Source organism: Parabacteroides sp. ASF519 (genome assembly GCF_000364265.2).
In the GTDB taxonomy this organism is placed as follows: domain Bacteria; phylum Bacteroidota; class Bacteroidia; order Bacteroidales; family Tannerellaceae; genus Parabacteroides; species Parabacteroides goldsteinii.
In genome coordinates this window covers 5,746,466-5,771,874 of the sequence record NZ_AQFV02000006.1, presented here as the reverse complement: position 1 = coordinate 5,771,874, position 25,409 = coordinate 5,746,466, and the positions used below count along the sequence as shown (strand labels likewise).

At 39.7% G+C, this 25,409-nt stretch carries 19 protein-coding genes and 1 other RNA gene; 10 read left to right on the top strand and 10 right to left on the bottom strand.

The annotated features are described in order from the left end of the window. The first annotated feature begins 25 nt into the window (after positions 1-25). The 3 genes from ssrA (at position 26) to C825_RS23060 (ending at position 1,167) form a co-directional block, all read left to right on the top strand. Positions 26-426: a transfer-messenger RNA gene (gene ssrA, locus C825_RS23070) on the top strand. Positions 427-587: 161 nt separating this feature from the next. Next, positions 588-866, top strand: a complete 279-nt coding sequence (locus tag C825_RS23065) for a PI-PLC domain-containing protein (RefSeq protein ID WP_010800350.1) — start codon at positions 588-590, stop codon at positions 864-866. A 13-nt stretch (positions 867-879) separates the two neighbouring features. Next, positions 880-1,167, top strand: coding sequence for a hypothetical protein (locus tag C825_RS23060; RefSeq protein ID WP_010800349.1), 288 nt, complete (start codon positions 880-882; stop codon positions 1,165-1,167). A 65-nt stretch (positions 1,168-1,232) separates the two neighbouring features. Here the strand turns inward: C825_RS23060 and C825_RS23055 are convergent, their stop codons facing one another. The 5 genes from C825_RS23055 to C825_RS23035 all read right to left on the bottom strand — a co-directional run bounded on the left by C825_RS23055 (position 1,233) and on the right by C825_RS23035 (position 6,287). Continuing rightward, positions 1,233-2,081, bottom strand: coding sequence for a M23 family metallopeptidase (locus tag C825_RS23055; RefSeq protein WP_224265793.1), 849 nt, complete (start codon positions 2,079-2,081; stop codon positions 1,233-1,235). 203 nt (positions 2,082-2,284) lie between these two features. Further along, a complete protein-coding gene (gene uxuA / locus C825_RS23050; protein WP_010800347.1) occupies positions 2,285-3,460 on the bottom strand; it encodes a mannonate dehydratase in 1,176 nt (391 codons plus the stop codon). A 111-nt stretch (positions 3,461-3,571) separates the two neighbouring features. Next, on the bottom strand, positions 3,572-4,384 hold the full coding sequence (locus C825_RS23045; protein WP_007653797.1) for an SDR family oxidoreductase: 813 nt from the start codon (positions 4,382-4,384) through the stop codon (positions 3,572-3,574). Between the two features lie 132 nt (positions 4,385-4,516). Further along, positions 4,517-5,578 (bottom strand): LacI family DNA-binding transcriptional regulator, encoded by a 1,062-nt coding sequence (locus C825_RS23040; RefSeq protein WP_007653795.1) that lies wholly within the window; start codon positions 5,576-5,578, stop codon positions 4,517-4,519. A 76-nt stretch (positions 5,579-5,654) separates the two neighbouring features. Beyond that, on the bottom strand, positions 5,655-6,287 hold the full coding sequence (locus C825_RS23035) for a DUF7847 domain-containing protein (protein ID WP_007653788.1): 633 nt from the start codon (positions 6,285-6,287) through the stop codon (positions 5,655-5,657). A gap of 324 nt (positions 6,288-6,611) precedes the next feature. Here C825_RS23035 and C825_RS23030 point away from each other — a divergent pair, with 324 nt between their 5' ends. The 4 genes from C825_RS23030 to lpxA are packed head-to-tail and all read left to right on the top strand — an operon-like array spanning position 6,612 to position 13,289. Beyond that, positions 6,612-7,823, top strand: a complete 1,212-nt coding sequence (locus C825_RS23030) for an efflux RND transporter periplasmic adaptor subunit (protein WP_007653786.1) — start codon at positions 6,612-6,614, stop codon at positions 7,821-7,823. 59 nt (positions 7,824-7,882) lie between these two features. Beyond that, positions 7,883-11,098: an efflux RND transporter permease subunit gene (locus C825_RS23025; RefSeq protein ID WP_007653785.1), complete on the top strand. Its 3,216-nt coding sequence runs from the start codon at positions 7,883-7,885 to the stop codon at positions 11,096-11,098. Between the two features lie 11 nt (positions 11,099-11,109). Beyond that, entirely contained in the window at positions 11,110-12,495 is a 1,386-nt protein-coding gene (locus tag C825_RS23020; protein ID WP_044215243.1) for an efflux transporter outer membrane subunit, read from the top strand. Between the two features lie 23 nt (positions 12,496-12,518). Then, entirely contained in the window at positions 12,519-13,289 is a 771-nt protein-coding gene (lpxA, locus tag C825_RS23015) for an acyl-ACP--UDP-N-acetylglucosamine O-acyltransferase (protein WP_007653781.1), read from the top strand. An 894-nt stretch (positions 13,290-14,183) separates the two neighbouring features. Here the strand turns inward: lpxA and C825_RS23010 are convergent. The 3 genes from C825_RS23010 to C825_RS23000 form a co-directional block, all read right to left on the bottom strand. Then, positions 14,184-15,650, bottom strand: a complete 1,467-nt coding sequence (locus C825_RS23010) for a transglutaminase domain-containing protein (RefSeq protein ID WP_010800345.1) — start codon at positions 15,648-15,650, stop codon at positions 14,184-14,186. Further along, positions 15,625-16,842, bottom strand: a complete 1,218-nt coding sequence (locus C825_RS23005) for an O-antigen ligase family protein (protein ID WP_228100185.1) — start codon at positions 16,840-16,842, stop codon at positions 15,625-15,627. The genes C825_RS23010 and C825_RS23005 overlap by 26 nt, the downstream gene beginning before the upstream one ends. Before the next feature lie 950 nt (positions 16,843-17,792). After that, positions 17,793-18,569, bottom strand: coding sequence for a hypothetical protein (locus C825_RS23000; RefSeq protein ID WP_010800343.1), 777 nt, complete (start codon positions 18,567-18,569; stop codon positions 17,793-17,795). A 198-nt stretch (positions 18,570-18,767) separates the two neighbouring features. Between C825_RS23000 and C825_RS22995 the strand changes: the two genes are divergently transcribed. Together C825_RS22995 and C825_RS22990 are read left to right on the top strand one after the other, a co-directional pair. Further along, entirely contained in the window at positions 18,768-19,850 is a 1,083-nt protein-coding gene (locus C825_RS22995) for a sensor histidine kinase (protein ID WP_224264474.1), read from the top strand. Beyond that, entirely contained in the window at positions 19,844-20,545 is a 702-nt protein-coding gene (locus C825_RS22990) for a response regulator transcription factor (RefSeq protein WP_010800342.1), read from the top strand. The genes C825_RS22995 and C825_RS22990 overlap by 7 nt, the downstream gene beginning before the upstream one ends. On the opposite strand, the gene C825_RS22985 is transcribed toward C825_RS22990, so the two are convergent. Further along, positions 20,546-21,031 (bottom strand): GNAT family N-acetyltransferase, encoded by a 486-nt coding sequence (locus C825_RS22985; protein WP_007653762.1) that lies wholly within the window; start codon positions 21,029-21,031, stop codon positions 20,546-20,548. It abuts the gene before it with no gap. A gap of 189 nt (positions 21,032-21,220) precedes the next feature. Beyond that, positions 21,221-22,162, bottom strand: coding sequence for a malate dehydrogenase (gene mdh / locus C825_RS22980; RefSeq protein ID WP_007653761.1), 942 nt, complete (start codon positions 22,160-22,162; stop codon positions 21,221-21,223). 464 nt (positions 22,163-22,626) lie between these two features. Between mdh and C825_RS22975 the strand changes: the two genes are divergently transcribed. Beyond that, on the top strand, positions 22,627-25,401 hold the full coding sequence (locus tag C825_RS22975; RefSeq protein WP_010800341.1) for a SusC/RagA family TonB-linked outer membrane protein: 2,775 nt from the start codon (positions 22,627-22,629) through the stop codon (positions 25,399-25,401). The last annotated feature ends 8 nt before the right edge of the window (positions 25,402-25,409 follow it).

Sequence of the window (25,409 nt, the reverse complement as noted above, 5' to 3'; positions counted from 1 at the left end):
TTGTATCTTTGTACTCACAAATCATGGGGATGACCGGTTTTGACAGCGGGCAGAAGTGGTTTGTAAGCATGTAGTGCGTGGTTGGCTTGCACTTAAATCTCAGACAACGAACAATTAACTGGCGAAAACAATTACGCTTACGCTGCTTAATCGAAGTATAGTAGATTCAAGCTTAATCCCTGCAAAAGTTGTGGGGACGTGACATCACCCGGATGCTGTGGCTCCGAAGCTTTCCGATCAGGTGGTGCAGCAATATCGGAGATAGTCTGAAATGAGCCTCGGGTTTCAGGCGAAAATTTAGAGGATAAGGATTAAGTGGGTGGCTTCGGTCTTGCTTGGTCCCGACAATCGAAGGCGAAGATAAACATGTAGAAAGCAGATTAATTCCTCGTTTGGACGAGAGTTCGAATCTCTCCATCTCCACGAAGGCCACTGAAAATCAGTGGTCTTTTTTGTTTATGGACCAAATTAGAAAATAAATAAGAATATCAGTTGTTTTTTACATCAGGTATGGATAAATGTTTATATTTGCAGAATGAAGCTCCCTTTGAAAATCAGCTTCTACTAATCACTTAAATAACCATATTATGCTTAAACTAGGAACTCACAACTCAATGACTTATCTTAAGCCAACCGGACTAGTCCAGATATTAGCTTGGAATACCGGAAAATGTCAGAACCTATCTCTTGAAGAACAGTATGAATTTGGCGTCAGATTTTTTGATCTTCGTATTCGTTTTGATGAAGAGGCAACACCTTATTTTGCTCATGGCCTTTTGGAATTTCATGAAAAGGCAGTAACGGATGTACTGGCCTTTCTGGATCAAAAGCAGGATTGTATTGTGAACCTGGTCATGGAAAGTTAAAGTATTTTCCTTGTTGAATGAAGGGACACATGAAACTACAGAGAAAATAAAAGAATCGGAAAAGGAATTAAAAGAATCATTGAAAAAGGTTGTAGAAGGAGGCTTGGAACTTCTTAAGTCACCTACATTTTTTGCCATGCAAAATAATCCGAATTATTGGAAAAATGTAAATGAAGATGTTTATACGATGATGGATTTTGTTCAGCTTGGAGCTCCGGAAGAATATCTCTCTCAACTGCCGGTAGATTTGCAGAAAAGGATTAAGGTATTATTTGAGAAACTTCCTCAACTTCCTAAGTAGATTAGAAAAGAAGATGATCTTATAAAAAGACAGAGTTTGCATTCTCAAGCTCTGTCTTTTTTATTCTACAAATCCAGCTTTTTATTATTATTCGGAACAGGGATTCCTAAATAAGAGTATTGGTATTCATTGGTACGCTGTTGCGGGAGTATATCGATAGCTTTTACAGCAATATTTTTTCCTGTTTTGGTAGCGACCAGGCAAGTGTTTTGCAATTTTCGTTTTCCCAGGTCGAATACTTTATCAGGATTAAAGTGCTGCCCGTTGATACGCACTTCAAAATGCAGATGTTCCGTAGTAGCTCTGCCTGTCCTTCCTGTTAGTCCGATCGGTTCACCGGCTTTTACGCGGTCACCTACTTTAACCAGATTTTTGGAATTATGGCTGTAAACTGTTTCCAGCCCGTTATAATGACGGATGACTACAACATTACCATAAGCAGCATAAGGTTTTGCCATGCGGACAATTCCATCGAAGGCTGCAACGATGGTATCATTAGCACATGTTTTCAGATCAACACCGGAATGATGTCTTCTGCGACCGGCATAGGGCGATATGACTTTTGCTCCGGGGAGTGGAAAAGCATAATCTTCATCTGTCATGAGAGCCAGGTCGATAACAAGAGAGTTTTCGTCAGCCAGAAGTTTTGGATCCGGAACAGCTATATCGGCTTTTTCCCGTGGAGAAAAATCCTCAGTAATATCTTTACGTGCATATTCTGTTTTTCCCAATTCTGGTGTAGGAGGAAGGAATATATCTATCTGGGGAAGAGGGATTTCTGTTGACGGAGACAGCATGTTAAATTCCTGATCGGAAACGGATGGTGGTGATTGCACTGATAGTACCGAAGAACAGGTACTTAGTGTTATTAGTGTAATAAATAATAATATATAACTGTAGATCTTAGGCATTATGAAATTTTTTAGCTGGACAAAAATAGAAAAAACAATCCAGTCTAAAGTCCTTATCAGGAATACTTTATAGTTCTTTTTCATTTGTTTATGCTTTTCAATGGTCTGGTGAATGTATCGGAAAACCATAAAACAGAAAAAAGCGCCAACCGGAGTTGAACGCTTTTTTCATTATAAATCAATAAGAAATGAAATTTCAGTCTCTGTTATTTCTTGAAAAGAGATTTGGCTATACCCATCTCCAGACCGCGAAGTTCAGCTAAACCTCTCAGGCGTCCGATGCAGGAATAACCCGGATTTGTCTTCTTTTTCAAGTCATCGATCATCTGATGGCCATGGTCCGGACGCATAGCGATCGAGCAACCACGTCTTTGTTGTAGCTCGAGTAACGCTTTCATTACACCGTACATATCCACGTCACCTTCCAGGTGGTTTGCTTCGAAGAAGTTTCCTTCTGCATCCCGTTGTGTGCTGCGGAAGTGAACGAAGTCGATGCGGTCGCCATAGCGTTCCATAATACCGGCAAGATCATTGTCGCTACGAACACCGAATGAACCGGTACACAAGCACAGACCGTTACTTGGATTCGGAACAGCTTCGATCAATTTTTTGAAATCGTCTTCCGTACTCAGGATACGTGGTAAACCGAGGATGGAGTAGGGAGGATCATCCGGATGGATCACCAGTTTAACACCCGCTTCGTCGGCTACCGGAGCAATTTCCTGCAGGAAGTAGATCAGGTTGGAACGCAGTTTTTCGGCATCGATATCTTTGTAGCGGTCCAGTGCTTCCTGGAACTGTTCGATCGTAAAACTTTCTTCCGACCCGGGCAGACCGGCAATCATATTACGGGTAAGTAGTTTACGGTCATCTTCGGTCATTATATCGAAGCGAGCTTTCGCTTTAGCCTTCTCTTCTGCCGAGTAATCGTTTTCAGCTCCCGGACGTTTCAGGATGAAAAGGTCGAAAGCAACGAAAGCTGCACGTTCAAAGCGAAGAGCCTTTGAACCGTCCGGCATCGTATAAGCCAGATCAGTACGTGTCCAGTCAAGTACCGGCATAAAATTATATGTCACAACATTAACACCGCACTTTCCGAGGTTACGTAGACTTTCCTTGTAATTGTCAATATATTTCTGGAAATCTCCGGTTTGTGTTTTGATATGTTCATGAACGGGAACACTTTCGACAACAGACCATCTCAAGCCTACCTCTTCGATCATTTCTTTCCGTTTCATGATTTCCTCTACTGTCCATGTTTCCCCGTTAGGGATATGGTGTAAAGCATTTACGATACCGGTTGCTCCGGCTTGTTTAATATCCCAAAGGCTGACAGGATCATTCGGCCCGTACCAACGCCAAGTTTGTTCGCATAAATACATAGAAAATAATTTATTAATTTATCAATGTGCCAATGTGCCAATTGGCTACGGCATATGCTTTAAAGTAATTGGCATATTGGCACATTAACCTATTGGCATATTATTAGGCATTTAGATTGAGAAAGCATCGAAACCGCCGTCGACAATTGCAATTGTTCCGGTTACAAATTTGGATGCGTCACTGATCAGGTATTGAATCGTACCGAATAATTCTTCCGGTGTTCCCAAACGTCTGAACGGTGTGTGGGCAATGACAGATTTGGCACGTTCCGTATAAGAACCATCCGGATTAGTCATCAATGTTCTGTTTTGTTCTGTCAGGAAGAATCCCGGAGCGATAGCATTTACACGTAAGCCTTCACCGAATTTGATAGCCAGTTCACCTGCCATATATTTGGTCAGGTTGGAGATGGCAGCTTTGGCTGCGCCGTATCCGACCACACGTGTCAACGGACGAAGAGCGGATTCAGAAGAGAAGTTTACGATAGCACCTTCTTTCTGTTGAGCCATTACTTCTGCAAAAACCATAGTAGGAAGCACTGTGCCGAACAGGTTCAGATCTACCACTTTTTTGAAAGCATCGACCTGCAGGTCAAAGATGTTGTTGTCCGGACCGATTGTAGCACCGGCCATATTGCCACCGGCAGCATTCAATAATGCATCGATGCGGCCATATTTGGCAAGGATATCTTTTTTATTCTGTTCGAGGATCTCTTTATTCAGAACGTCAGTCTGGAAGAAACAGGCTTCGCCACCTTTTGCTTTGATATCGGCAACGATTTTTTCTCCGATTTCCACTGCACGGTCAAGGATTACAACTTTAGCACCTTCTTCAGCCAGATGGCCTGCGATTCCGCTACCCAGAATACCGGCTCCTCCGGTAATGATGACAACTCTGTCTTTAATACAAAATAAATTAGCCATTTTATAGATGATTTTTATTGTGATATTTCCATTTTATGTTCAATATGTGCGCGAGCACACGTTGGGTGCAAATGTATGGTATTTATTTGTCAAACAAAAAAAATATAGAAGAAAAATAATTAATTTATGCCTTTAAATATAGTTATTGTAGTACTTAATGTTCTCTTTGATAAGTATATCAATAGGCATATAATTGATTTGTTCGACTTTTTCTTTTAATACCAGGTGTCGGAATAAAGCGCGGACACAATTGAATCCCTGCACTTCCGGACGTTGGGCGATCAGATGGGTGATGTATCCGTTGTTCAGATGGCTCAGATTCGATTCGATCACGTCGTAACCGATCAGTTTAAAATGTTTGTCGATGTCCTGATGCTGGAAATAATCACCCAGGACATGTGCTCTGGAGTTGAAGATTATACCAGCCTTGATCTCTTCATGCGTTGCGAAGAAAGAGTCGAGTATCTCTTTGTTTTCTACTGATTCATCGGCATGAATATGTACAGGGTATATTTTTCCCAGAAAATCATGACCGTACAGATAATCGCGGAAACCTTCCTCACGTTTCATAACCTGAGTTGAATGCATATCGCCTTTACGAATAAAGCGGAAAATAGCGATGTTGTCCTCCGGATGTATCTGTTCAAAAAGTAACCGCCCGGCGATATATCCGGAATCATAGGAGTTTGTTCCGTAATAAGCGATACAATTGGTATTTTCGATAAAGGCATCGATCAGCACATAGGGGATTTCGAGTTTATCGAGTTGTTGCGTGAGTTGGATAACGCTCTCCTTAAAAAGGGTTGCTATGATTACTCCCTGGCAATCCGCCTCTTCTATTTTGGGAATCAAATTATCGAAACTACTTCTGTCATACTGGTTGAAGTACATCCGCTCGACCTCAATATTGTAACTGAATAATTCCTGTTCGGCCTTGTTGATCCCTTCGGACAGCTTTGCCCAGTATTCCCCCTGTCCGAAAGAGGGTATCAATGTAACGAATTTATACTTTTTCTTGAGGGCTAACGAACGGGCTATCAGATTCGGATGATAGTCTATCTCTTTTAATACTTTTTCGACCTTCTTCTGTGCTTCTTCCGACACTTTGCCACGGTTGTGCAAAATACGATCGACGGTTCCGGTAGAAACTCCGGATAATTCTGCTATATCTTTTATTCTATACGTTTTCCCCATAGGGCAATTCTGTTATCATAAATAATCCGCAGAACATGAAAAGATTCTGCGGACTGTTTGTTTTGTGTTATAAAAATTATAATTCCTCAATAATCTGCAAAGGTGCATTTAATTTACGAAAAACATAGCCATACATCATATATATAAGAGGCATTGCTACAAAAATTCCTATACCCAGCAGGATAAGTCCCAATATGAAAATACCGATCATAGCCAGCATAAGCATAAATAACGGCATGCCCTGTCCGCGGGTTATTTCCCAACTGCGTTTCAGAGATTCGATGATACCTGTATCTTCTTCAACAATGAAAGCGGTGAAAAATTGCAATCGGAGAGCCAGATAAATGCCTGGAATAATGAACAGGCAGATACCGAACACCACGATGATCCCCATAAAAAGATTAGCCACAAAATAAGTGATGATTTTACGGGCCTGTTGTCCGTAGGCCGAGAATTGCGGCTCCTCTCCATCCAGGGCTTGGAATATGTTTTTCATGTATCCTAATGCAAAAATGCAGGAGATAATGCAACTGATCAAATTAATAACGATTGTACCCACTATGGATTTTTGCATAGGCATGGCAAAAGCGCTCAGCGTAAAAGAAATTATTGTCATACCTATCAATAAGCCGGCTAAAACCCATATCTGAGTTTTAGTACGTTGCCATGAAGTACTGCATACTTCCGAAATAGAAAACTTTGGTCCCATCAGATTGTAGATTAATTATGTTTATAGATAGCTGTAAATTTAAACTAAATTATTGAATAAACAAACAACAACAACGGAATGTATGCAATTTTGGACTAATTTACTTTCGATCCGGCAAAAAATAGCTATCTGTTTGATCTCTACATATAAATAAAGCTATTTTTTAGTATAAAAGAATGTATAAACGGTAAAAGTGCAATAAAAAGATTCTACATTTGTACGTTTTTTAGGATATGAGTCCCTTTGTTGTCGAGTCTGATAATACAAGCCTTCAGGAATAAATGTACGAAAAAATAAAAGGCAGAAATATATTAAATTATAATTATGGATAAACAAATGTTGAGAACTACTATTACCCAATGTAGACAAATTGCATTATTTGCGCTGGGAGTGTCTTTATTAACCGCCTGTGGTAACAGCCAGAGCGGCATGAAGTTAGGTGACAGTGAATATGCTGTTTTGACCGTGAATTCATCTTCCAGCAATCAGACAACTTCCTATCCGGCGACTATCAGAGGTACGCAGGATATTGAAGTCCGTCCCCAGGTGTCGGGTTTTATTGTTAAGTTATGTGTCGATGAAGGAGCTACGGTCCGTAAAGATCAGCCCTTGTTTGAAATTGATCCCACGCAGTATAAGGCGGCAGTGAACCAGGCCAAAGCAGCTGTTGCTATGGCAGATGCAAACGTAAAAACGTTGACATTGACAGAAAAGAATAAGAAAGACCTGTATAATAATGCTATTATCAGTTCTTTTGAATATGAGACAGCCGTCAACCAATTGATGTCTGCAAAGGCATCCTTGGCACAGGCAGAAGCCTCTTTGGTTAGTGCGGAACAGAATTTATCTTTTTGTAAAGTGACCAGTCCTTCCAATGGCGTTGTCGGAACTTTCCCTTACCGTATCGGAAGTTTGGTGAGCCCTTCTATCTCGAGTCCGTTGACAACTGTTTCCGAGATCGGAGAAGTATATGTTTATTTCTCAATGACGGAAAAGGAATTGTTGCAGCTCACAAAAGCCGGAGGCACACTGAAAGAACAATTGGATAAGATGCCAGCCGTTCAGTTACAGTTGGCAGACGGAACGATGCTGGAAGAAACCGGTAAGATCGATGCTGTCAGTGGCGTTATCGACCAGTCGACCGGTTCGGTTAGTATGCGTGCCGTTTTCCCGAATGACAAAAGAATCCTGCGAAGCGGGGGAACAGGAAACGTGGTATTCCCTTACACCATGGAAGGTATTATTATGATTCCGCAGTCAGCTACGGTTGAAATCCAGGACAAAAAATTCGTATATGTACTGCAACCCGATAATAAAATTAAAAATGTTGAAATTCAGATTTCCTCTTTGGATGATGGTCAGAATTATCTGGTTACTAAAGGTTTGAAATCCGGTGATAAGATCGTTGTTGAAGGCGTTCAGAGTTTAAGAGACGGTCAGGAAATCACGCCGATTACACAGGCTGAGCAGGCTGCAAAGTTCCAGCAGGCCATGAAAGACCAGAACGAAGGAAATTTAAAAACAGCTTTTAATTAATTAAAGGTATAGGATAACCCGGGCTTTCCCGGTGATATTCGTTTATAAAAAAGTAACATATGAAATTAGATAGATTTATTAACCGTCCGGTGCTTTCAACGGTGATTTCCATCCTGATTGTCATCCTGGGTATATTAGGTTTGTTCACATTGCCTATTACCCAATATCCGGACATTGCGCCTCCTACTGTTTCGGTAAGGGCCACTTATACAGGTGCCAATGCGCAGACTGTATTGAATAGTGTGATTGCACCGCTGGAAGACCAGATCAACGGGGTAGAGAACATGATGTATATGACATCAAATGCTTCCAATAACGGTTCTGCCGATATCTCCATATATTTCAAACAGGGAACCGACCCGGATATGGCAGCAGTAAACGTTCAGAACCGTGTGTCGATGGCACAAGGTCTGTTGCCTGCCGAAGTAACGAAGATCGGTGTGACTACCCAGAAACGTCAGAACTCCATGTTGGTTGTTTTTGCCGTTTATGATGCGGAAGACCGTTACGACCAGAAATTTCTGGAAAACTATGCAAAGATCAACCTGATTCCTGAAGTACAGCGTGTACCAGGGGTCGGTGATGCCAACGTATTGGGTACCGATTATTCTATGCGTATCTGGTTGAAGCCGGATGTAATGGCACAATATAAGCTGGTGCCTAACGATGTATCGAACGTGTTGGCTGAACAGAACGTGGAGGCTGCTCCGGGTTCTTTCGGTGAACAGGGAAACCAGTCGTTCCAGTATACGATCCGTTATAAAGGACGTCTGCAAACAGCAGAAGAATTTGATAATATTGTAGTAAAAGCATTGCCCGACGGTGAAGTGCTTCGTCTGAAGGACATTGCCGATATCGAATTGGGACGTTTGACTTACAACTATGTAAATAAAGTAAACGGCCATAATGCAGTAGCATGTATCGTTTATCAGATGCCGGGAACGAATGCAACAGAAACGATCAATAATATCCAGGATTTGCTGGTGAGATCAGAGGCGACTATGCCTCCGGGAATGAAGGTTGAAGTATCCATGAATGCCAACGACTTCCTTTATGCTTCTATCCATGAGGTTCTCAAAACTTTGCTGGAAGCCTTTATCCTGGTGTTTATTGTGGTATATGTGTTCTTGCAGGATTTACGTTCAACCTTGATTCCTGCTATTGCGATTCCGGTAGCCTTGATCGGTACATTCTTCCTGTTGTCACTGATCGGATTCAGTATCAACTTGTTGACACTTTGTGCGATGGTACTTGCCATTGCGATTGTGGTCGATGATGCGATAGTCGTCGTCGAGGGGGTCCATGCCAAGTTGGACCAGGGATATAAATCGGCGAAACAGGCATCTATCGATGCGATGAGTGAACTTGGCGGAGCGATTGTTTCTATTACATTGGTGATGATGTCCGTGTTTATCCCTGTAAGTTTCATGGGAGGTACAGCCGGTATATTCTATCGTCAGTTCGGTGTGACAATGGCTATTGCTATCGGTTTGTCGGCATTGAATGCCTTGACATTGAGTCCGGCACTTTGTGCTATTTTCCTGAAACCTCATGATGAACACGGTGAAAAGAAGACGACATTCGTATCCCGTTTCCATACCTCTTTCAATGTGGCTTACGATTCTTTATTAAAGAGTTACAAGAAGCGTGTATTGTTCTTTATCCAGAAGAAATGGCTGGCATTCGGAACTGTAGCTGCCTCTATTGCCCTGTTGATCTTCTTCATGCAGGTAACGCCGACCGGTATGGTGCCGAATGAAGATATGGGTACTATCATGGGAGCTGTAACATTACCTCCCGGAGCTTCTCAGGAACGTACATTGGAAATCATGGAACGTGTAGATAGTCTGATCGCTTCCGACCCGGCTGTGAAATCACGTACGGCTATTACCGGTTTCAGTTTTATCGGTGGTCAGGGACCTTCTTACGGTTCATTCATCATCAAGTTGAAAGACTGGGAAGAACGTTCTATGACGCAGAGTGCGGAAGTAGTTTACGGTAGTTTATTTATGCGTGCCCAGAAAGTGGTGAAGGATGCACAGGTATTGTTCTTTACTCCGCCTATGATTCCGGGTTATTCCGCTTCCAGTGATATCGAGTTGAATATGCAGGACAAGACCGGTGGTAGCCTGGAGAAATTCTTTGATGTTTCCAAAGACTATATGGCAGCATTGACGGCCCGTCCGGAAATCAAGTCGGCCCAGACTACTTTCAACCCGAACTTCCCGCAATATATGATCGATATCGATGCGGCAGCCTGTAAGAAAGTAGGCATCAGTCCGAGCGATATCCTTATGACTTTGCAGGGATATTATGGTGGTCTGTATGCTTCCAACTTCAACCGCTTCGGTAAGATGTACCGTGTAATGGTGCAGGCCGATCCTTCTATGAGAGCGAATATGGAATCGTTGAAGAATATCAAGGTCAGAAACGGTAACGAAATGGCACCGATCTCCCAGTTTATTACAATAGAGAAAGTATATGGTCCGGATATCATCAGCCGTTTTAACATGTATACCTCAATGAAACTGATGGTTGCCCCGGCTGACGGATTTACCAGCGGTCAGGCACTGAAAGCACTGGAAGAAGTGGCAAGTACCACCCTTCCTGCCGGTTTCGGTTATGAGTTGGGAGGTATGGCACGTGAAGAGGCGGAAACGAGTGGAAGTACTACCGGCTTGATCTTTATCTTGTGTTTCGTGTTCGTTTATCTGTTGCTGAGTGCACAGTATGAAAGTTACGTATTGCCGTTGGCCGTATTGCTTTCAATTCCGTTCGGTCTGATGGGTAGCTTCCTGTTTGTACAGGGTTGGGCTGCGTTAGGTAGCATCCCGGCATTGAAGATGATATTGGGCACAATGTCGAATAACATTTATATGCAGATCGCGTTGATCATGTTGATGGGTCTGTTGGCAAAGAATGCTATTTTGATCGTAGAGTTTGCCCTCGAACGTCGCCGTATGGGTATGAGTATTACCTGGGCTGCCGTATTGGGTGCCGCTGCCCGTCTGCGTCCTATCCTGATGACCTCTCTGGCAATGGTAGTCGGTTTGTTGCCGATGATGTTCGCCTTTGGTGTAGGTGCTCACGGTAACCGTACGCTGGGTACTGCCGCTATTGGTGGTATGTTTGTCGGTATGATCTTCCAGATCCTGATCGTTCCTGCCTTGTTCGTGGTATTCCAGTACTTGCAGGAAAAGGTGAAACCGATCGAATGGGAAGACCTTGACAACAGCGATTTGAATACGGAAATAGAACAGTACGCTAAAAAATAAGTGAGAAGACAATGAAGAAAAATCAAATAATATATATGATGTGTGCAACTGCCCTGCTGAGCAGTTGCCACATCTACAAGGCTTATGATCGTCCTGAAACGATAGATACGTCCGGTCTGTATCGTGATCCGGTATCGGTAACGGATACATTGGCTGCCGATACGACCAATATGGGAAACCTTTCCTGGAAGGAAGTTTTCCGTGATCCTAAATTGCAGGCTCTGATTGAAGAAGGACTGGCGAATAACGTGGATATGCAGGCTGCCGTTCTCCGTGTGGAAGAAGCGAAAACGTTGCTGACTGCTGCCCGTTTATCTTTCCTTCCGTCTTTGAACCTGGCCCCGCAAGGCTCGCTGACCACCATGGGAGGATCCAGCTATGCAAAAGCCTATACTTTGCCGGCTGCTGCTAATTGGGAAGTCGACCTGTTTGGTAAGCTGCTCAATGCAAGCCGCGACCAGAAAGCAATCTATTTGCAGAGCCAGTATTCACAGCAGGCTGTCCGTTCACAGTTGATCGGTGGTATTGCCAATACTTACTTTACCCTGCTGATGCTCGACCGTCAGGTAGAGATCACAACCGAAACGGTTGCTATCTATAAAGAAAATGTACGCGCGATGGAAGCAATGAAGACGGCCGGTATGACAACCGAGGCTGCAGTCGTTCAGATGAAAGCCGTATATCATCAGGTATCGTCTTCGTTAATCAATCTGCAACGCCAGGTTCGCGAAGTGGAAAACTCTTTGTCCGTACTGTTGGCTAAAGCACCGCAACGTATCGACCGCGGCAGATTGGAAGATCAGGTGATCCCCGACGAGATCATGGCCGGCGTACCTTTGCAGTTGCTGGAAAACCGTCCGGATGTGAAGATTGCGGAAATGTCGCTTGCCAGTGCTTACTATACGACAAACAAGGCACGTGCCGCTTTCTATCCCGGTTTGAATATTACGGCAACAGCCGGTTGGACGAACGGTTCGGGTATTACTGTTGCTAATCCGGGACAGTTCATGTTCCAGGCTCTGGCTTCACTGGCACAGCCTATCTTCAACAATGGTAAGCTGATCGCTAACCTGAAGGTATCGAAAGCAGAGGAGAAGATCGCCCAGATGAATTATCAGCAAGCAATTCTTGAAGCTGGTAAGGAAGTAAGCGATGCCCTGCATCTTTACGATGCAACCAACAAGATGTTGATTCAGGACAGACAACAGATCGAGCAATTGGAAAAGGCCGTAACCTATACGAAAGCCTTGTTCCAGTCAGCCCAGTCAACTTATCTGGAAATCCTGTCAGCTCAGCAGAGCCTTCTTAGCGCACAATTGACAGAAGTATCCGACAACGTTCAGCGTATGCAGGCTGTTATCAACTTGTACAGTGCTGTTGGTGGAGGAAGAGAGTAATAACCATTAAAACATAGATTATTATGATTAGTCCGTTAGCTTATGTAGATGCCGGTGCAAAACTGGGAGCGAATGTTACTGTTCATCCGTTTGCATACATTGATAAGAATGTAGAAATTGGCGATAATTGCGTGATTATGCCTCATGCCAGTATCATGGGTGGTGCACGTCTGGGAAAAGGTAACCGTGTATTCAATGGGGCTGTTATTGCGGCAGAACCCCAGGATTTCAAATATAAAGGCGACACGACATTAGCCGTTATAGGCGATGATAACGTGATCCGTGAGAACGTAGTGATCAACCGTGCCACGACTCCGGATGGGCAGACTTTTATCGGTAATGGTAATTTCCTACATGAAGGGGTGCATATTTCACACGATACACATATCGGAAACCATTGCGTATTGGGTTACGGTAGCAAGGTCTCCGGTAATTGTTTCTTTGAAGATTATGCGATCTTCGGAGGTAATATATTGGCAAGTCAGGGCAGCCGTGTCGGTACCTGGTCGATGACACAGACCGGTTGCCGCTTCCGTAAGGATGTACCTCCTTATATCGTGGCGGCTCAGGAACCGATTTCCTACTACGGGGTCAACTCCGTAATCCTTTCCCACCAGGGGGTGAGTGAAAAGGTGATCAAGCATATCAGTCATGCATACCGTATCGTTTACCAGGGAAAGACCAGTATTTTCGATGCCTTGCTGATGATTAAGGATCAGGTGCCGATGAGTGATGAAATACAGCATATCATTGACTTTATCAATGATTCGAAGCTGGGTATTATCGGAAGGTAAGACGTTTATTATAGAAAAGAAGAGAGGATATTGCTTGGGCGGTGTCCTCTTTTTTTATAACCATCCACTCCGGGAATTGATGGATACCTAAAACCTGTCTCTTATGGGTTAATCAAAGAAAAACCAATACTTTTAAGAGGTAAATGTGTCTGTTTTGACACTCTCTTATTTTTTCATGCAACAGTTTCATATAGGTATCTGTTGTATAGCCGTCCGACTACTTCTTTATAACCCAAATACTACTTCTTTCTGATCTTAAAATAACTGTATGCTAATATAAAGATACCTATCCGTTGATTTTTTGACCTGGGTAGTAAACGTTTTCGACCTAGGTGCTAAACGTTTTTTACCCAGGTCAAAAAATTAGCAGATAAGTATGTTCAGATTAGGAACAAGTAGTATTTGCTTTAGGAGACAACTGTATTTAGAATACAAAATAAGGAACTTTTGTTAGTTGTTTAGGCGTTATCCTTATGGTATATCAATAACAACTGTATAATAATGGCCAGGAAAATATTCATAACTAATGGTCGTAATATTATTAGGCTTTCAATTTTTCCCGTGTATACATTTGCCAGGTTACAAATCACTGTACTAGAGATAAATGACAAGCATAGTAAAAGTATATATCGGGAATAGCGTATTTTATTTTTTCTTTTACATTGTGTATAGATGATAGTAAAAAAGAACCAATATGAAGAACACTCAATAGCATAGAGTAATTGAGTTCCAAATCCAAAAAATAAGTTTTTAACGGAACTTATAATTAACATTCCAATAAAGAATATAGCTGTAAATAATATATATTTGTATATAGACATTTGTTTTCTGGTTTTCCGTAGAGGTCTCTAATGTAAACAAATTAATGGAATATCAAAAATGACAAGAAGATTATTACCATATTTTGATATCATTATCGTATGTGAAAATTCTTCCTTTGAACTTTAAGTCCCTTTTGTCTAGAATTATATATATTGTATTTGAAGGGACATCCTGTGCATAGAGAGTTTTATATTGATCTCCGGAGATACTTATTGAACTCCAATGACTAATATTCCAGTAAGCTAATTCATAGTTATTGATATTGTCTGTTATGTGAAGGCTAGCTAGGTATTGGGTGAGATTAATATGTAATGTGTTCTTGTTGTTGATTTTGTATTTTTTTATATTGCCAAGAAAATCAACAGAAAGAGGGACTCCCATTGTTTTTATGCCACCATAATCTGTTTTAGAGATTGGTAAATACATAATGGATCTTCCAATATTGTGAAATTTATATGATTTATCATCAATCCTTTCTCCTTTAGTGATCTCTTTCCATTTATTATTATTGAATACAGCTAAGTAAATATCTTTTTGTGTTGATTTAATTGAAATCTTGATATTTGATGTCGCTATATATTCATTTGTTACATCTAGATAGTAATTATTATCAAACATTTCAATATTAGTCAATTCTGTGTTAGAGTATACTTGTCGGAATATTTTCGGAGGATGGGCGGCTAGCCAATTTCCTGTTTGCAACATTACTGGATTACAATCTTCATCAAAATAAACGACTTCGACATGTCCATTATTTGTATTCCCCCATAAGGGAATATAGTCTTTCGTTGATGCAATGCCCATAGATCGTAATGCCAGTACTATAATATCTGCTATGACAGAACAGTTTCCTTTTGAAGATAAAAAAGCTTCTTTGTAATCTAAAGAAGGTTTAATATTGAGTGAATTGTTGGAGTAAGATATTTGATTGTTAATGTCTTTGATTATTAATTGCGCAATATTTTTTATTGTCTTTTCATTTTTCATAGTATCAATCAATGGTTTATAGCGTTTCATGAAGAATGATCTCCAGTCTGTTAGATTTTCCTTATTTATTCTATATGGTAGGATATACTCGTAAAATATACTTTTTGTATATCCTTTAGACCAAGGATAGTTTTTCCATGCATAAAATGCTTTGTTACAATTTTCTATTAAATATTGAGGATCAATATATTGTGTGTCATACATAAGATCTGTTTTGATATGCAGATTTAAAGAGTCCAATATGAATTTATAATTGTTTTTATTTATGTGTTTGTCAAATAAAGAGAAATGTGTATTTGTGTCTGATAAATCTTTTATTATTACTTTATGGGTATATTTGTTTGCCATATTTTTAATTAAAAATAATGCTGCGTTATATTTTTCTTTGTCGTTTTTATAATGTTTTAAAACTTTATACAGATTATCGTTGTCTGATTTATAAGAAAGTATATCTGTATTGTTCTTTATGATACAAACAGCACATATAAAAGTAATCGTTGTTGAAAATATAACAATTATTTTTTTATTAATTATATATTGAAATAATTTCATTTGCTTCTTCTTTTATTTTTTGTGTAGTATAAGATGGTATTTTTACATTAAACTCCTTAATATGTTTTGCTATTTTTATCATCTGATTTTGTTTGTTGTATTCTTTGTATATAAGCATTAATTGATATAAAGGGAAGATTCTATTTGGGACTATTTTAGAAGCGTAGGTATAACATTTTATGGCTTCGTGAAGATTGTTGATGTTTTTATAGTTGTTCCCTTTTAATATCCAGATAGATGATGTGTTCATGTGCGTTAATATTTTGTCTAAATAAATATTGCTTTCTTCATTTTTTTGACATTTAGATAGTATGACAGCATAATTGTATAGAAACTGTGTGTCATATTTTAACTTGTCTTTAATAGAATTGTAAATTGTCATTTTTTCTTTATCCGATATTGATGTGTTTTTTGTATTTTGCCAAATAGTGTATGGGTTTTTTCTGTTTATTATAGATCCAATGAAGCTAAAGCTGAAAAAAGAAAATAGTATAATTAATAATTTGCATTGTATTTTATTGAAAGAAAAAAGAATCCTTTTTTCAAATGACGCAAGTATTCCAATAAGGATTGTTATTGTTAATAATGTTTCAACCCTTCTTAATGGATAACTTGATAGTGAAACTATTAATATAGATAGAACTGAATATTTTAAAGGAGATATAATGAACTTATTTTCATTCGTTTTGATTGTAAGCAAATATATTATGAATATTAATGTAAGTATTATTCCTATTATTCCATACTCAGCTCCTATTTGTAGAACTTCGTTAAATCCATATTTAGTATTATCAGCGAATATTTTATATTTGCTATCTGGATTTGTACTGAAATAAGATGCCTGGTAATCTGGATATACAGAATAGAAAGTGTTATAGCCGAAACCGAGAATGGGTTTGTCGAATATCATTTTTGTAGTTATCTTGTATATAAGGATTCGACCATCTACAGAGTCTTTTCTGTGATTGATTAAATTGTATAGAAATAATATACCTAGTGATGTAAATAATAAAATGCAAATAGTTGTTTGTTTTATATTAATCTTCCTTATATGATTAATTATTGTGTTACTGCTCTTTATATAAATGTAAATAGTACATATTGATATGGATAGAATAGCACTTCTTGAATCTGTTAGATATATGCTGATAATAATCAGTACTGAGTTTGATCCATATATGATTTTCTGCATAATATCCTTGGTATTCAATAAGAAATAGAATCCAATCGGATAAGTTATGGCCAGATATATACCCGTTATGCCGGAGTTTCTCATTATGCCAATTAAAGGTGATGTATAATTGTTGTATATTGATATGAGAGCATGTATTGTACTTATTGAAATAATAATGAGTAGGATATTAATATTCCATCGTGTCTTTGATATGCAGAAAAACAGAATAATGTAACAGATGATTACATAAGTGTCATTATCCCAGTTCTTAATATTAAAAATAATGTATGTTATCCCTATAGCTATATAAATATCATATATGTATATGAATATTCGGTTTTTGAATAGTAGATAATGTAAAATGAATATTATACTAATACTGAAAACAAATATTTCTTTTAGATATCCATAATTAATATTATTTGTTATCAAGGGGTAGAAAAATAATAAACAGGTTAATAAAGTGCTTGGTAATAGATTTGTTTCCCATTTATTTGAAATGTACAATCTGCTTTTCATTAGTAATTGTTAGATAAAATAATTAGTCTATTCTTATAAAACAGAATAGACTAATTTAGATTAAAGTTACTTGTTTGTTTTATACTTTACAGTACCTATTATAATTAATAGAATTATGAAAGTTAGAATTAATGCTTCTATATTGGATAATAGATAGTTCGATTTTAGATCATTTATAATACTTAATTTATAGAATATTAATGATTGTATGATGTAAAATAAAAAAGAATTAATATATAATTCTTTGAGTATTATTTTTTTCTTCTGTATATATCTTGTGACATTTATAAAAAAGAAACAACAGGGAAAAGAGAACATAAGGCTCCTATAAAGAAGATAGCTAAGATTGTTATCTCCTCTTTCTATTATTATGTTTGATAGAAAAAAGAACGCATAGATAAATAATGCGAATAGAGTCCATTTTATTATATTTTTCATCTTGTTGTAATTTAAAATATTTTGTGAGCAGCTTCTGTACCAGAAGCGATACATCCCCCACCTATGGCTCCTGGTACAGCTCCTACTCCGCCTATGCCTGCTCCTCCCAGAGCTCCCAAAGCAGCACCTATCGCATCTTCTTTCGCTATATCCCATACGCCATCCCAAAAACCTTCTTCAGGATCTCCGCTTTTCGTTGTAATGATTTTTTGTTGGGAATTTTTTATCCCTATGATTTCGACTTTCCATTTTTCTAGATTTTCAGTCCAATATATTGCAGAATAACGAGCAACAGAACATCCACATGAGATAGGAAAACTTTCATTATCGCTAATAGCTTCATTTTGTAATATTTCGTTTTCAAATTCAATTATATTATTGGTTATTTTTTTGAAATCAGCTTCTTTGGGAACCGATAGGATATCGATCAAACGTATGAGATAATCTTTTTGAATATTAGTCATAGTTACATCGGAGAAATTAATGGAATCAGGGAGATTATAGTTGTCTGTCGATTTCGTGATTTTATTATTAAGTAGTTCTTTCTTCTTCATAAAAGAAATAGTTGCTTGCTTGATATATGAGATGTCAACAGGTCTTATTCCTGATTTTGTTTTAGGTAACTGGGTTATTTCATCTAAAATGTAATCCATACCTTCATTGTGGAGTTGTCCGATATAATCTTGAGGATTGTTTGAAACTTTACTTTCTTCGTCGAATATGGACTGACAAGAAAATAACACTGTGCCAATTAGCACTAAAATAGATAAATAATAATTTTTTTTCATATTGTTGAATTTTAAATTGAGGCAAAATTACTATTCATTGGTATTATGCGATCTAACCATTATATCATAAATGAGTAATCAAAGATGTTTTTTTTGGTTATATTTGTATCTATTTTGTAGTATATGAAAGTTGCGAGCATCATCCTTATAGTAGGTTTCCTGTCAATCATTATAAATCAGGGGATCTGGATTTATAATATGAAGAAAACTTATTATGAAGATTACTCCCTGTTTTTCAACAACCTGTTGAATATCTATGTCCAACAGGAGAGAGTCGGCTCTTTGCCTTTTGATCTGTTTGAAATGGATAAATATTTGCAAAAGCGTTTGGATGCGCTCAATCTTATGTTCATCTATAAATTAGAGCTATATGAAAATGGGCGGATGGTCAATACTATCGGATGCGATGTGAAAAAAGAAGATGATTATGTTTATATCTCTCCGTGTATAAAAATTTCTGATGCTTTATCTTTGCAATGTTCGACAGTTATTCCCTCCTCTTTTATTATAGGGAAAATGAAAAGAATTAATGATATCTCATGTTGGGCAATGGTGATTAGTATCGGATGTCTGATTTATTTGTTGCTTAATATATTGAAAAGAGAAAAGATGTTGAAATCGAATATGTTGGCTATATATGGAACCATACATGATTTGAAATCTCCTTTGAATTTAACTTATCTGCTCATTTCCAGATTTGCAGGTAAAGAATGCGATGAGGCGAAGAAACAGTCTTTTTTGAATTGTAAAGCACAATTGTATACATTGAGTAATGCGATTGAAACTTTATTATCAGTTTTGAAAATGAGAGATCTACCAATTTCATATAAAAAAGAATATGTTGATTTGGTAGGATTGATAAATTCCGTCGTAGGTAATTTATCTAGACTCTACTCTGATAAGCATTTTGTATTATCAATAGAAAATGAGTTGACAACCGAATGGGTTAATGTAGATCCTTTTTACTTGGGAAATTGCATTACAAATCTATTGGATAACTCATTAAAGTATTCCGATGAAAATGTGGCGATTGAGATTTTTCTTGAAAACAGTTCTGATGAATATACTATTACAATAAAAGACACGGGATGGGGGATACCTGCCAAACTTACAAAAAAACTTTTTATCCAATCTTGCAGAGGCGATCACCACAATCAGCCTAGGGGGCATGGTTTGGGATTGTTATATACAGCTCGGGTGATAAAGGATATGGGGGGCTCTCTCGCTTTTCAAAGTGTAGAGGGGAAAGGTTGTACATTTTTTATAACGTTGCCATGCTAAATACAGACAAAAAAATAAAAGTAATAGTTTTCGATGATGATATTTTGTTAGGAAATATGATCGTGTCTTTTTTAAAAGAGGAAGAGATGGAGGCCATTTTTCAATCGTCTTTATATGGAGCAGTAAATGCAGTTCTTTCTTTTGAACCCGATATAATAGTGTTGGATGTTGAAATGGGGGAAGATAATGGGATTGAGTTTGCTTCTGAGATACAGTCCCGTGGTATTACAATTCCTATTTTATTTGTTTCGTCGCATGTTAGAGGATATGAGATTGCTCAAGGTATAGAGGCTGGTGGAAAAGTATATATTAAAAAGCCGTTTGATATGGAAGAACTGATTGTCTACATCCGGCAATATGCCTGTTTTCCAGGACCTTCATGCTTGGTTCCTTTTGGCAGGTTGCAATTGAATAAGGAGACTCGCGATTTGCTTGTTGACAATAGACTGATAAAGAAGCTTAGTAAAACTGAATATCAAATATTGTTATTGTTAATAGAAAAACAAGGCGAAGTGGTTTCCCGTAATTGTTTTTATAAGGAAATTTGGAATGATTGTGATCTTTATGAAGCTAGCTTGAATAATTTTATATCGAAATTGAGAACTCTTTTGCTAGTGGATGATAGCCTGGCTATTAAAACATTGCCGGATATAGGATATATGCTTTCTATTGCCAAAAGAGAAATTGTTGAGTGATTACTCAATAATCAGCTCATAGTCGGCCACATCCAGCCAACGGTCGAATTTGCGGCCTACTTCATGGAAGCTGGAGACTTGTTTGAAGTGTAGCTTTTCGTGTAGTTTTACACTGGGGGCATTGGGGATGGTGATGCAGGCAACCAGCACATGAAATGAGCGGTTGCGGCAGTCTTCGATCAGTTGGTTCATTAATGACCGGCCGTATCCTCTGCCGGGATAGTCGGGATGCAGGTAGATAGTCGTTTCTACGGTTGTGTTGTAGGCTTTCTTGGTTTTCCATTCGTGGGCATAGCAGTAACCGATAACTTTCCCGTCTTCAACGCAGACCCATGCCGGAAAGTTTTCTATGACGGGAGCCAGCCGCTGACGCATTTCCGCTTCGGATGGAACTTCCGTATCGAAGGTGATTACCGTGTTATTCACGTAGTGGGCATAGATCGCAACGATCTCGGCGATATCATGCAATGTCATTGGACGGATCATAATACTTTTTGAGGTAAAGATAATGATAAAATAATAAAGGCTCCTCCATATTTTTCCGGTATGGAAAAGATATGTATTATGTATCTGTAAAAAAGGTAAAATCAAAGTTATATATATTCTCATAAAAAAAGAGGATAACCTCTATGGAGCTATCCTCTTTACTATATAATCAACGAGTTTGTTTCTTGATTATAAAGCACCTACTTCTTTCAGTGCAGCGTTTGTTCCCTTAACAGCGGCAGCGCTCTTAGCGAACAATTCTTTTTCTTCAGCTGTCAGTTCCAGTTCAACGATCTTTTCGATACCGTTTTTACCCAGGATAACAGGAACGCCGATACAAAGATCTGATTCGCCGTATTCTCCTTCCAGATAAACTGAACAAGGAACCATTTTGCACTGATTGTGGATGATAGATTCAACAACGAATGCTCCTGCTGCACCCGGTGCATACCATGCAGAAGTACCCAACAGTTTTGTCAGTGTAGCACCACCAACCATAGTAGAAGCAACAACTTCCTGCAATTTTTCAGCGCTCAGCAGTTTGCTTACAGGGATACCTTTGTAAGTAGCCAGACGAGCCAACGGAATCATTGTAGTATCACCGTGACCACCGATTACCATACCTTCTACTTCGTTAGCATTGCATCCTAATGCCTGAGACAGGAAATATTTGAAACGAGAGCTATCCAATGCGCCACCCATACCGATGATACGGTTTTTCGGCAAGCCCAGAGATTTCAATGACAGGTAAGTCATTGTATCCATCGGGTTAGAGATAACTACGATAATTGCATTCGGAGAATATTTCAGGATGTTCTGAGCTACACTCTTCACGATACCAGCGTTTACACCGATCAACTCTTCACGAGTCATACCCGGTTTACGGGGAATACCTGAAGTGATAACAACAACATCAGAATTTGCTGTTTGAGCATAGTCGTTTGTGCAACCTACAACTGTAGTATCGAAACCCAGCAGCTGAGCTGTCTGCATCATATCCATTGCTTTGCCTTCGGAAACGCCTTCCTTAACATCAAGCATTACAACTTCGTCTGCCACTTCATTGAAGGCAAGAACATTTGCGCAAGTAGCACCTACATTACCGGCGCCAACAACTGTTACTTTAGACATAATAATAAGTTTTATATGTTATTACTTATAATAATACTTTCTTTTTTAACGAGGACAAAGGTACAATGTATTGCTGAATAAAGAAATATTTCCGTAAATAATTTATTTGCGAGGACTATTAATTATCACTAAATGGGGGACAGGGGGAAGGCTTGTTTAGAAAGAATGGACTCGCTTCTGATACTATTTGAGTCATCGTAAGAAATTCCCCACTTTTTTTATTTGTGTGGGGAATTTTCCCCCTATAGGAGGGGAATAATCCCCATTACAATGGGGGAATATCCCCATAGCAGTGGGGATATGTTATAGTTTAAATTCATATCTGATTAATTCTGAACCTGCCAATACAAGTAATATTACAGAAATAAGCATTGATTTAAAAACATTTATTATATTTATGAACAATCCCTTGCGGTCGGTAGTTTTTATTGAAAAGGGGTTCACAATCTTAAATCGATATGCATATGGTTAAGTTCTATTCTTCTTTATTCATATTTCCGATATTTTTATTAGCTGTCCGGGGGATTGAAGGGCAGGCGCAGGTCGCTCCGTTACCGACGGATACATTCAGGACGGTTGTACCTGATTCCATACGGCTGGATGATGAGATAGCCGTTGGATATGCAATGGGGAATCAGCGGACCATGTCAGGTTCTGTTGATAAAGTTTCCGAAAAACGTATGAACAAGGGATTTGTCTCTAGTTCGCTGAACGCTTTGAGCGGACAGGCGGCGGGGGTCAGTATCTCTACCGGAGCAAACAGGGCGGCTGCACTGAGTGCTGTCCGGGTGAGGGGAACGACTTCGCTGACCGGAGGGAACGACCCGCTGGTCATTATCGATGGCGTTTCTTCCGACCTGAATACGCTTAGTTCCATTTATCCGGCGGATATCGAGAGTTTTACTATCCTGAAAGATGCTTCCGAGACGGCACAGTACGGTTCGCGTGGTGCTTCGGGGGTGATCGAGGTGGCGACGAAGAAAGGGAAAGGCGGCGCTTTCAGTATCAGTTACGATGGCAGTTTTGGGGTGGAGGCTGTCTATAAGAATATGAAGATGCTGTCGGGAGACGATTTCCGGGCGGTGGCTTCCGAACGTAATATCGACATACTGGATCTGGGTTATAATACGAATTTCCCGGATGAGATAACCCGGACCGGGATTGTGCAGAATCATCATATAGCTTTGGGAGGAGGCTCTGAAACGTCCAACTATCGTGCTTCCCTCGGTGTTATGGACCGGGACGGCGTGGTACGGACAAACGATTTCCAGAACTTTACCGTTAAACTGGATATCGCCCAGCGTGCTTTCAATGATCGGTTGAAGATAGACCTGGGTGTCTTCGGTTCCCTGCAAAAGAACCGTTATCTGAATGATATCCAGAAGACTTTCTATTCGGCAGCCGCGTTTAATCCGACATTCCCGAACCATCGGGACGAGCAGACCGGAGCATGGAACGGGGTAACCAATGCCAGTCAGATTACCAATCCGCTTGCCTGGCTGGAGGTGAAAGATGATGATTCGAATGCCCATTTCAATACCCATCTGAAGTTTACGGTCAATCTGAGCAAACAGGTTAAGTTTTCAGCCTTCGGTTCCTATACATATAATATAATAGATAACTCTCAGTATCTGCCGACCACGGTATGGGCGCACGGACAAGCCTATAAAGGAGAAAGGAAGATGGAGGACTTGTTGGGTAATTTGTTGCTGAGTTATTCGAATGATTGGGGAAAGCATCACCTGGATGCGCTTGGACTGGCGGAAGCTCAGAAGAATATCCTGACCGGATTTTATACAACTGTTACGAATTTCTCAACGGATAAATTCGGATATAATAATTTGCAGGCAGGGGCCGTACGTCTTTGGGAGGGAACGAACTCTTATTATGAAGACCCACGGTTGAGCTCTTTTCTGGGACGTGTCAACTATATGTATGCCGGGAAATATGTGGCGACGGTCAATGCCCGTGCGGATGCTTCCTCCAAAGTCGGCAAGAATAATAAATGGGGGTTCTTTCCTTCTGTCTCAGCTGCCTGGATAATCACGGAGGAGGATTTTATGAAACAGTTCACTTTTCTGAATAATCTGAAACTGCGTGCCGGCTACGGTCTTTCCGGTAATCAGGATGCGATCGATTCTTATAACTCCCTGCAACTGGTGAAACCCAATGGCGTGGTATCGGTAGGAGGTAGCCCGACGGTAACGATGGGGGTAATCCGGAATGCCAACCCCGACCTGAAATGGGAAGTAAAACGTACCGTGAATGCAGGGATAGATGTCGGTTTCTTCCGTAACCGTCTGTTGATGACTGTCGATTATTATCATTCGAAGACCAGCGATATGCTTTATCTTTATGATGTGAGCGTTCCGCCTTTTGCCTACAATAAACTGTTGGCAAACCTCGGTTCGATGCGGAATAGCGGTGTCGAACTGGGTTTCGGCGTTACTCCCTTGCAAACGAAAGATATGGAATTGAGCATCAATGTCAACGTTACTTTCCAGCAGAACAAACTCCTGTCCCTGAGCGGTATGTACAAAGGCGAACAGATGTCGGCACCGGAATATACCAGTATCTCCGATCTGAATGGCGCTGGTTTCCACGGAGGTTATAACCATATCGTCTATCAGATTGTCGGACAGCCTTTAGGTGTCTTTTATCTTCCTCATTGTACCGGGCTGACACAGCAGGAGGATGGTAGTTACAGATATGAGATTGCCGACCTGAATGGCGATGGTGTGAATCTGGAAGATGGCGAAGACCGTTACATTGCCGGACAGGCGACTCCCAAGACGATGCTGGGATCGAATATCAGTTTCCGCTACAAGCAGTTCGATGTCTCTTTACAGATAAACGGAGCCTTCGGGCATAAGATATACAACGGGACTTCCCTTACTTATATGAATATGGGCAGTTTCCCTGATTACAATGTGATGCAAGGTGCTCCGGAGCAGAATATAAAGGATCAGACGGCAACGGATTACTGGTTGGAGAAAGGTGATTACATCAACTTTGACTATCTGACCGTGGGATGGAATGTCCCGCTGGGCAAGTGGAAGAAATATGTGCAGAACCTGCGGTTGTCCTGTTCTGTCAATAATCTGGCAACGATCACCGGCTATTCCGGCCTGACTCCTATGATCAATAGTTATATTGTGAATAATACGCTGGGGATAGACGATAAGCGGAATTATCCGGTTTACCGTTCTTATACGGTCGGTTTGAGTTTTCAATTTTAATAATTAGT

Excerpts from the sequence above, each read along its gene's own strand:
- C825_RS22985 (WP_007653762.1), bottom strand. The coding sequence starts at position 21,031 with ATGATCCGTCCAATGACATTGCATGATATCGCCGAGATCGTTGCGATC.
- C825_RS23030 (WP_007653786.1), top strand. The coding sequence starts at position 6,612 with ATGGATAAACAAATGTTGAGAACTACTATTACCCAATGTAGACAAATT.
- C825_RS23000 (WP_010800343.1), bottom strand. The coding sequence starts at position 18,569 with ATGAAAAAAAATTATTATTTATCTATTTTAGTGCTAATTGGCACAGTG.
- C825_RS23025 (WP_007653785.1), top strand. The coding sequence starts at position 7,883 with ATGAAATTAGATAGATTTATTAACCGTCCGGTGCTTTCAACGGTGATT.
- C825_RS23065 (WP_010800350.1), top strand. The coding sequence starts at position 588 with ATGCTTAAACTAGGAACTCACAACTCAATGACTTATCTTAAGCCAACC.
- C825_RS23035 (WP_007653788.1), bottom strand. The coding sequence starts at position 6,287 with ATGGGACCAAAGTTTTCTATTTCGGAAGTATGCAGTACTTCATGGCAA.
- lpxA (WP_007653781.1), top strand. The coding sequence starts at position 12,519 with ATGATTAGTCCGTTAGCTTATGTAGATGCCGGTGCAAAACTGGGAGCG.
- C825_RS23020 (WP_044215243.1), top strand. The coding sequence starts at position 11,110 with ATGAAGAAAAATCAAATAATATATATGATGTGTGCAACTGCCCTGCTG.
- C825_RS22995 (WP_224264474.1), top strand. The coding sequence starts at position 18,768 with ATGAAGAAAACTTATTATGAAGATTACTCCCTGTTTTTCAACAACCTG.
- C825_RS23010 (WP_010800345.1), bottom strand. The coding sequence starts at position 15,650 with ATGAAATTATTTCAATATATAATTAATAAAAAAATAATTGTTATATTT.
- uxuA (WP_010800347.1), bottom strand. The coding sequence starts at position 3,460 with ATGTATTTATGCGAACAAACTTGGCGTTGGTACGGGCCGAATGATCCT.
- C825_RS22990 (WP_010800342.1), top strand. The coding sequence starts at position 19,844 with ATGCTAAATACAGACAAAAAAATAAAAGTAATAGTTTTCGATGATGAT.
- C825_RS23005 (WP_228100185.1), bottom strand. The coding sequence starts at position 16,842 with ATGCAGAAAATCATATATGGATCAAACTCAGTACTGATTATTATCAGC.
- C825_RS23045 (WP_007653797.1), bottom strand. The coding sequence starts at position 4,384 with ATGGCTAATTTATTTTGTATTAAAGACAGAGTTGTCATCATTACCGGA.
- C825_RS22975 (WP_010800341.1), top strand. The coding sequence starts at position 22,627 with ATGGTTAAGTTCTATTCTTCTTTATTCATATTTCCGATATTTTTATTA.
- C825_RS23040 (WP_007653795.1), bottom strand. The coding sequence starts at position 5,578 with ATGGGGAAAACGTATAGAATAAAAGATATAGCAGAATTATCCGGAGTT.
- mdh (WP_007653761.1), bottom strand. The coding sequence starts at position 22,162 with ATGTCTAAAGTAACAGTTGTTGGCGCCGGTAATGTAGGTGCTACTTGC.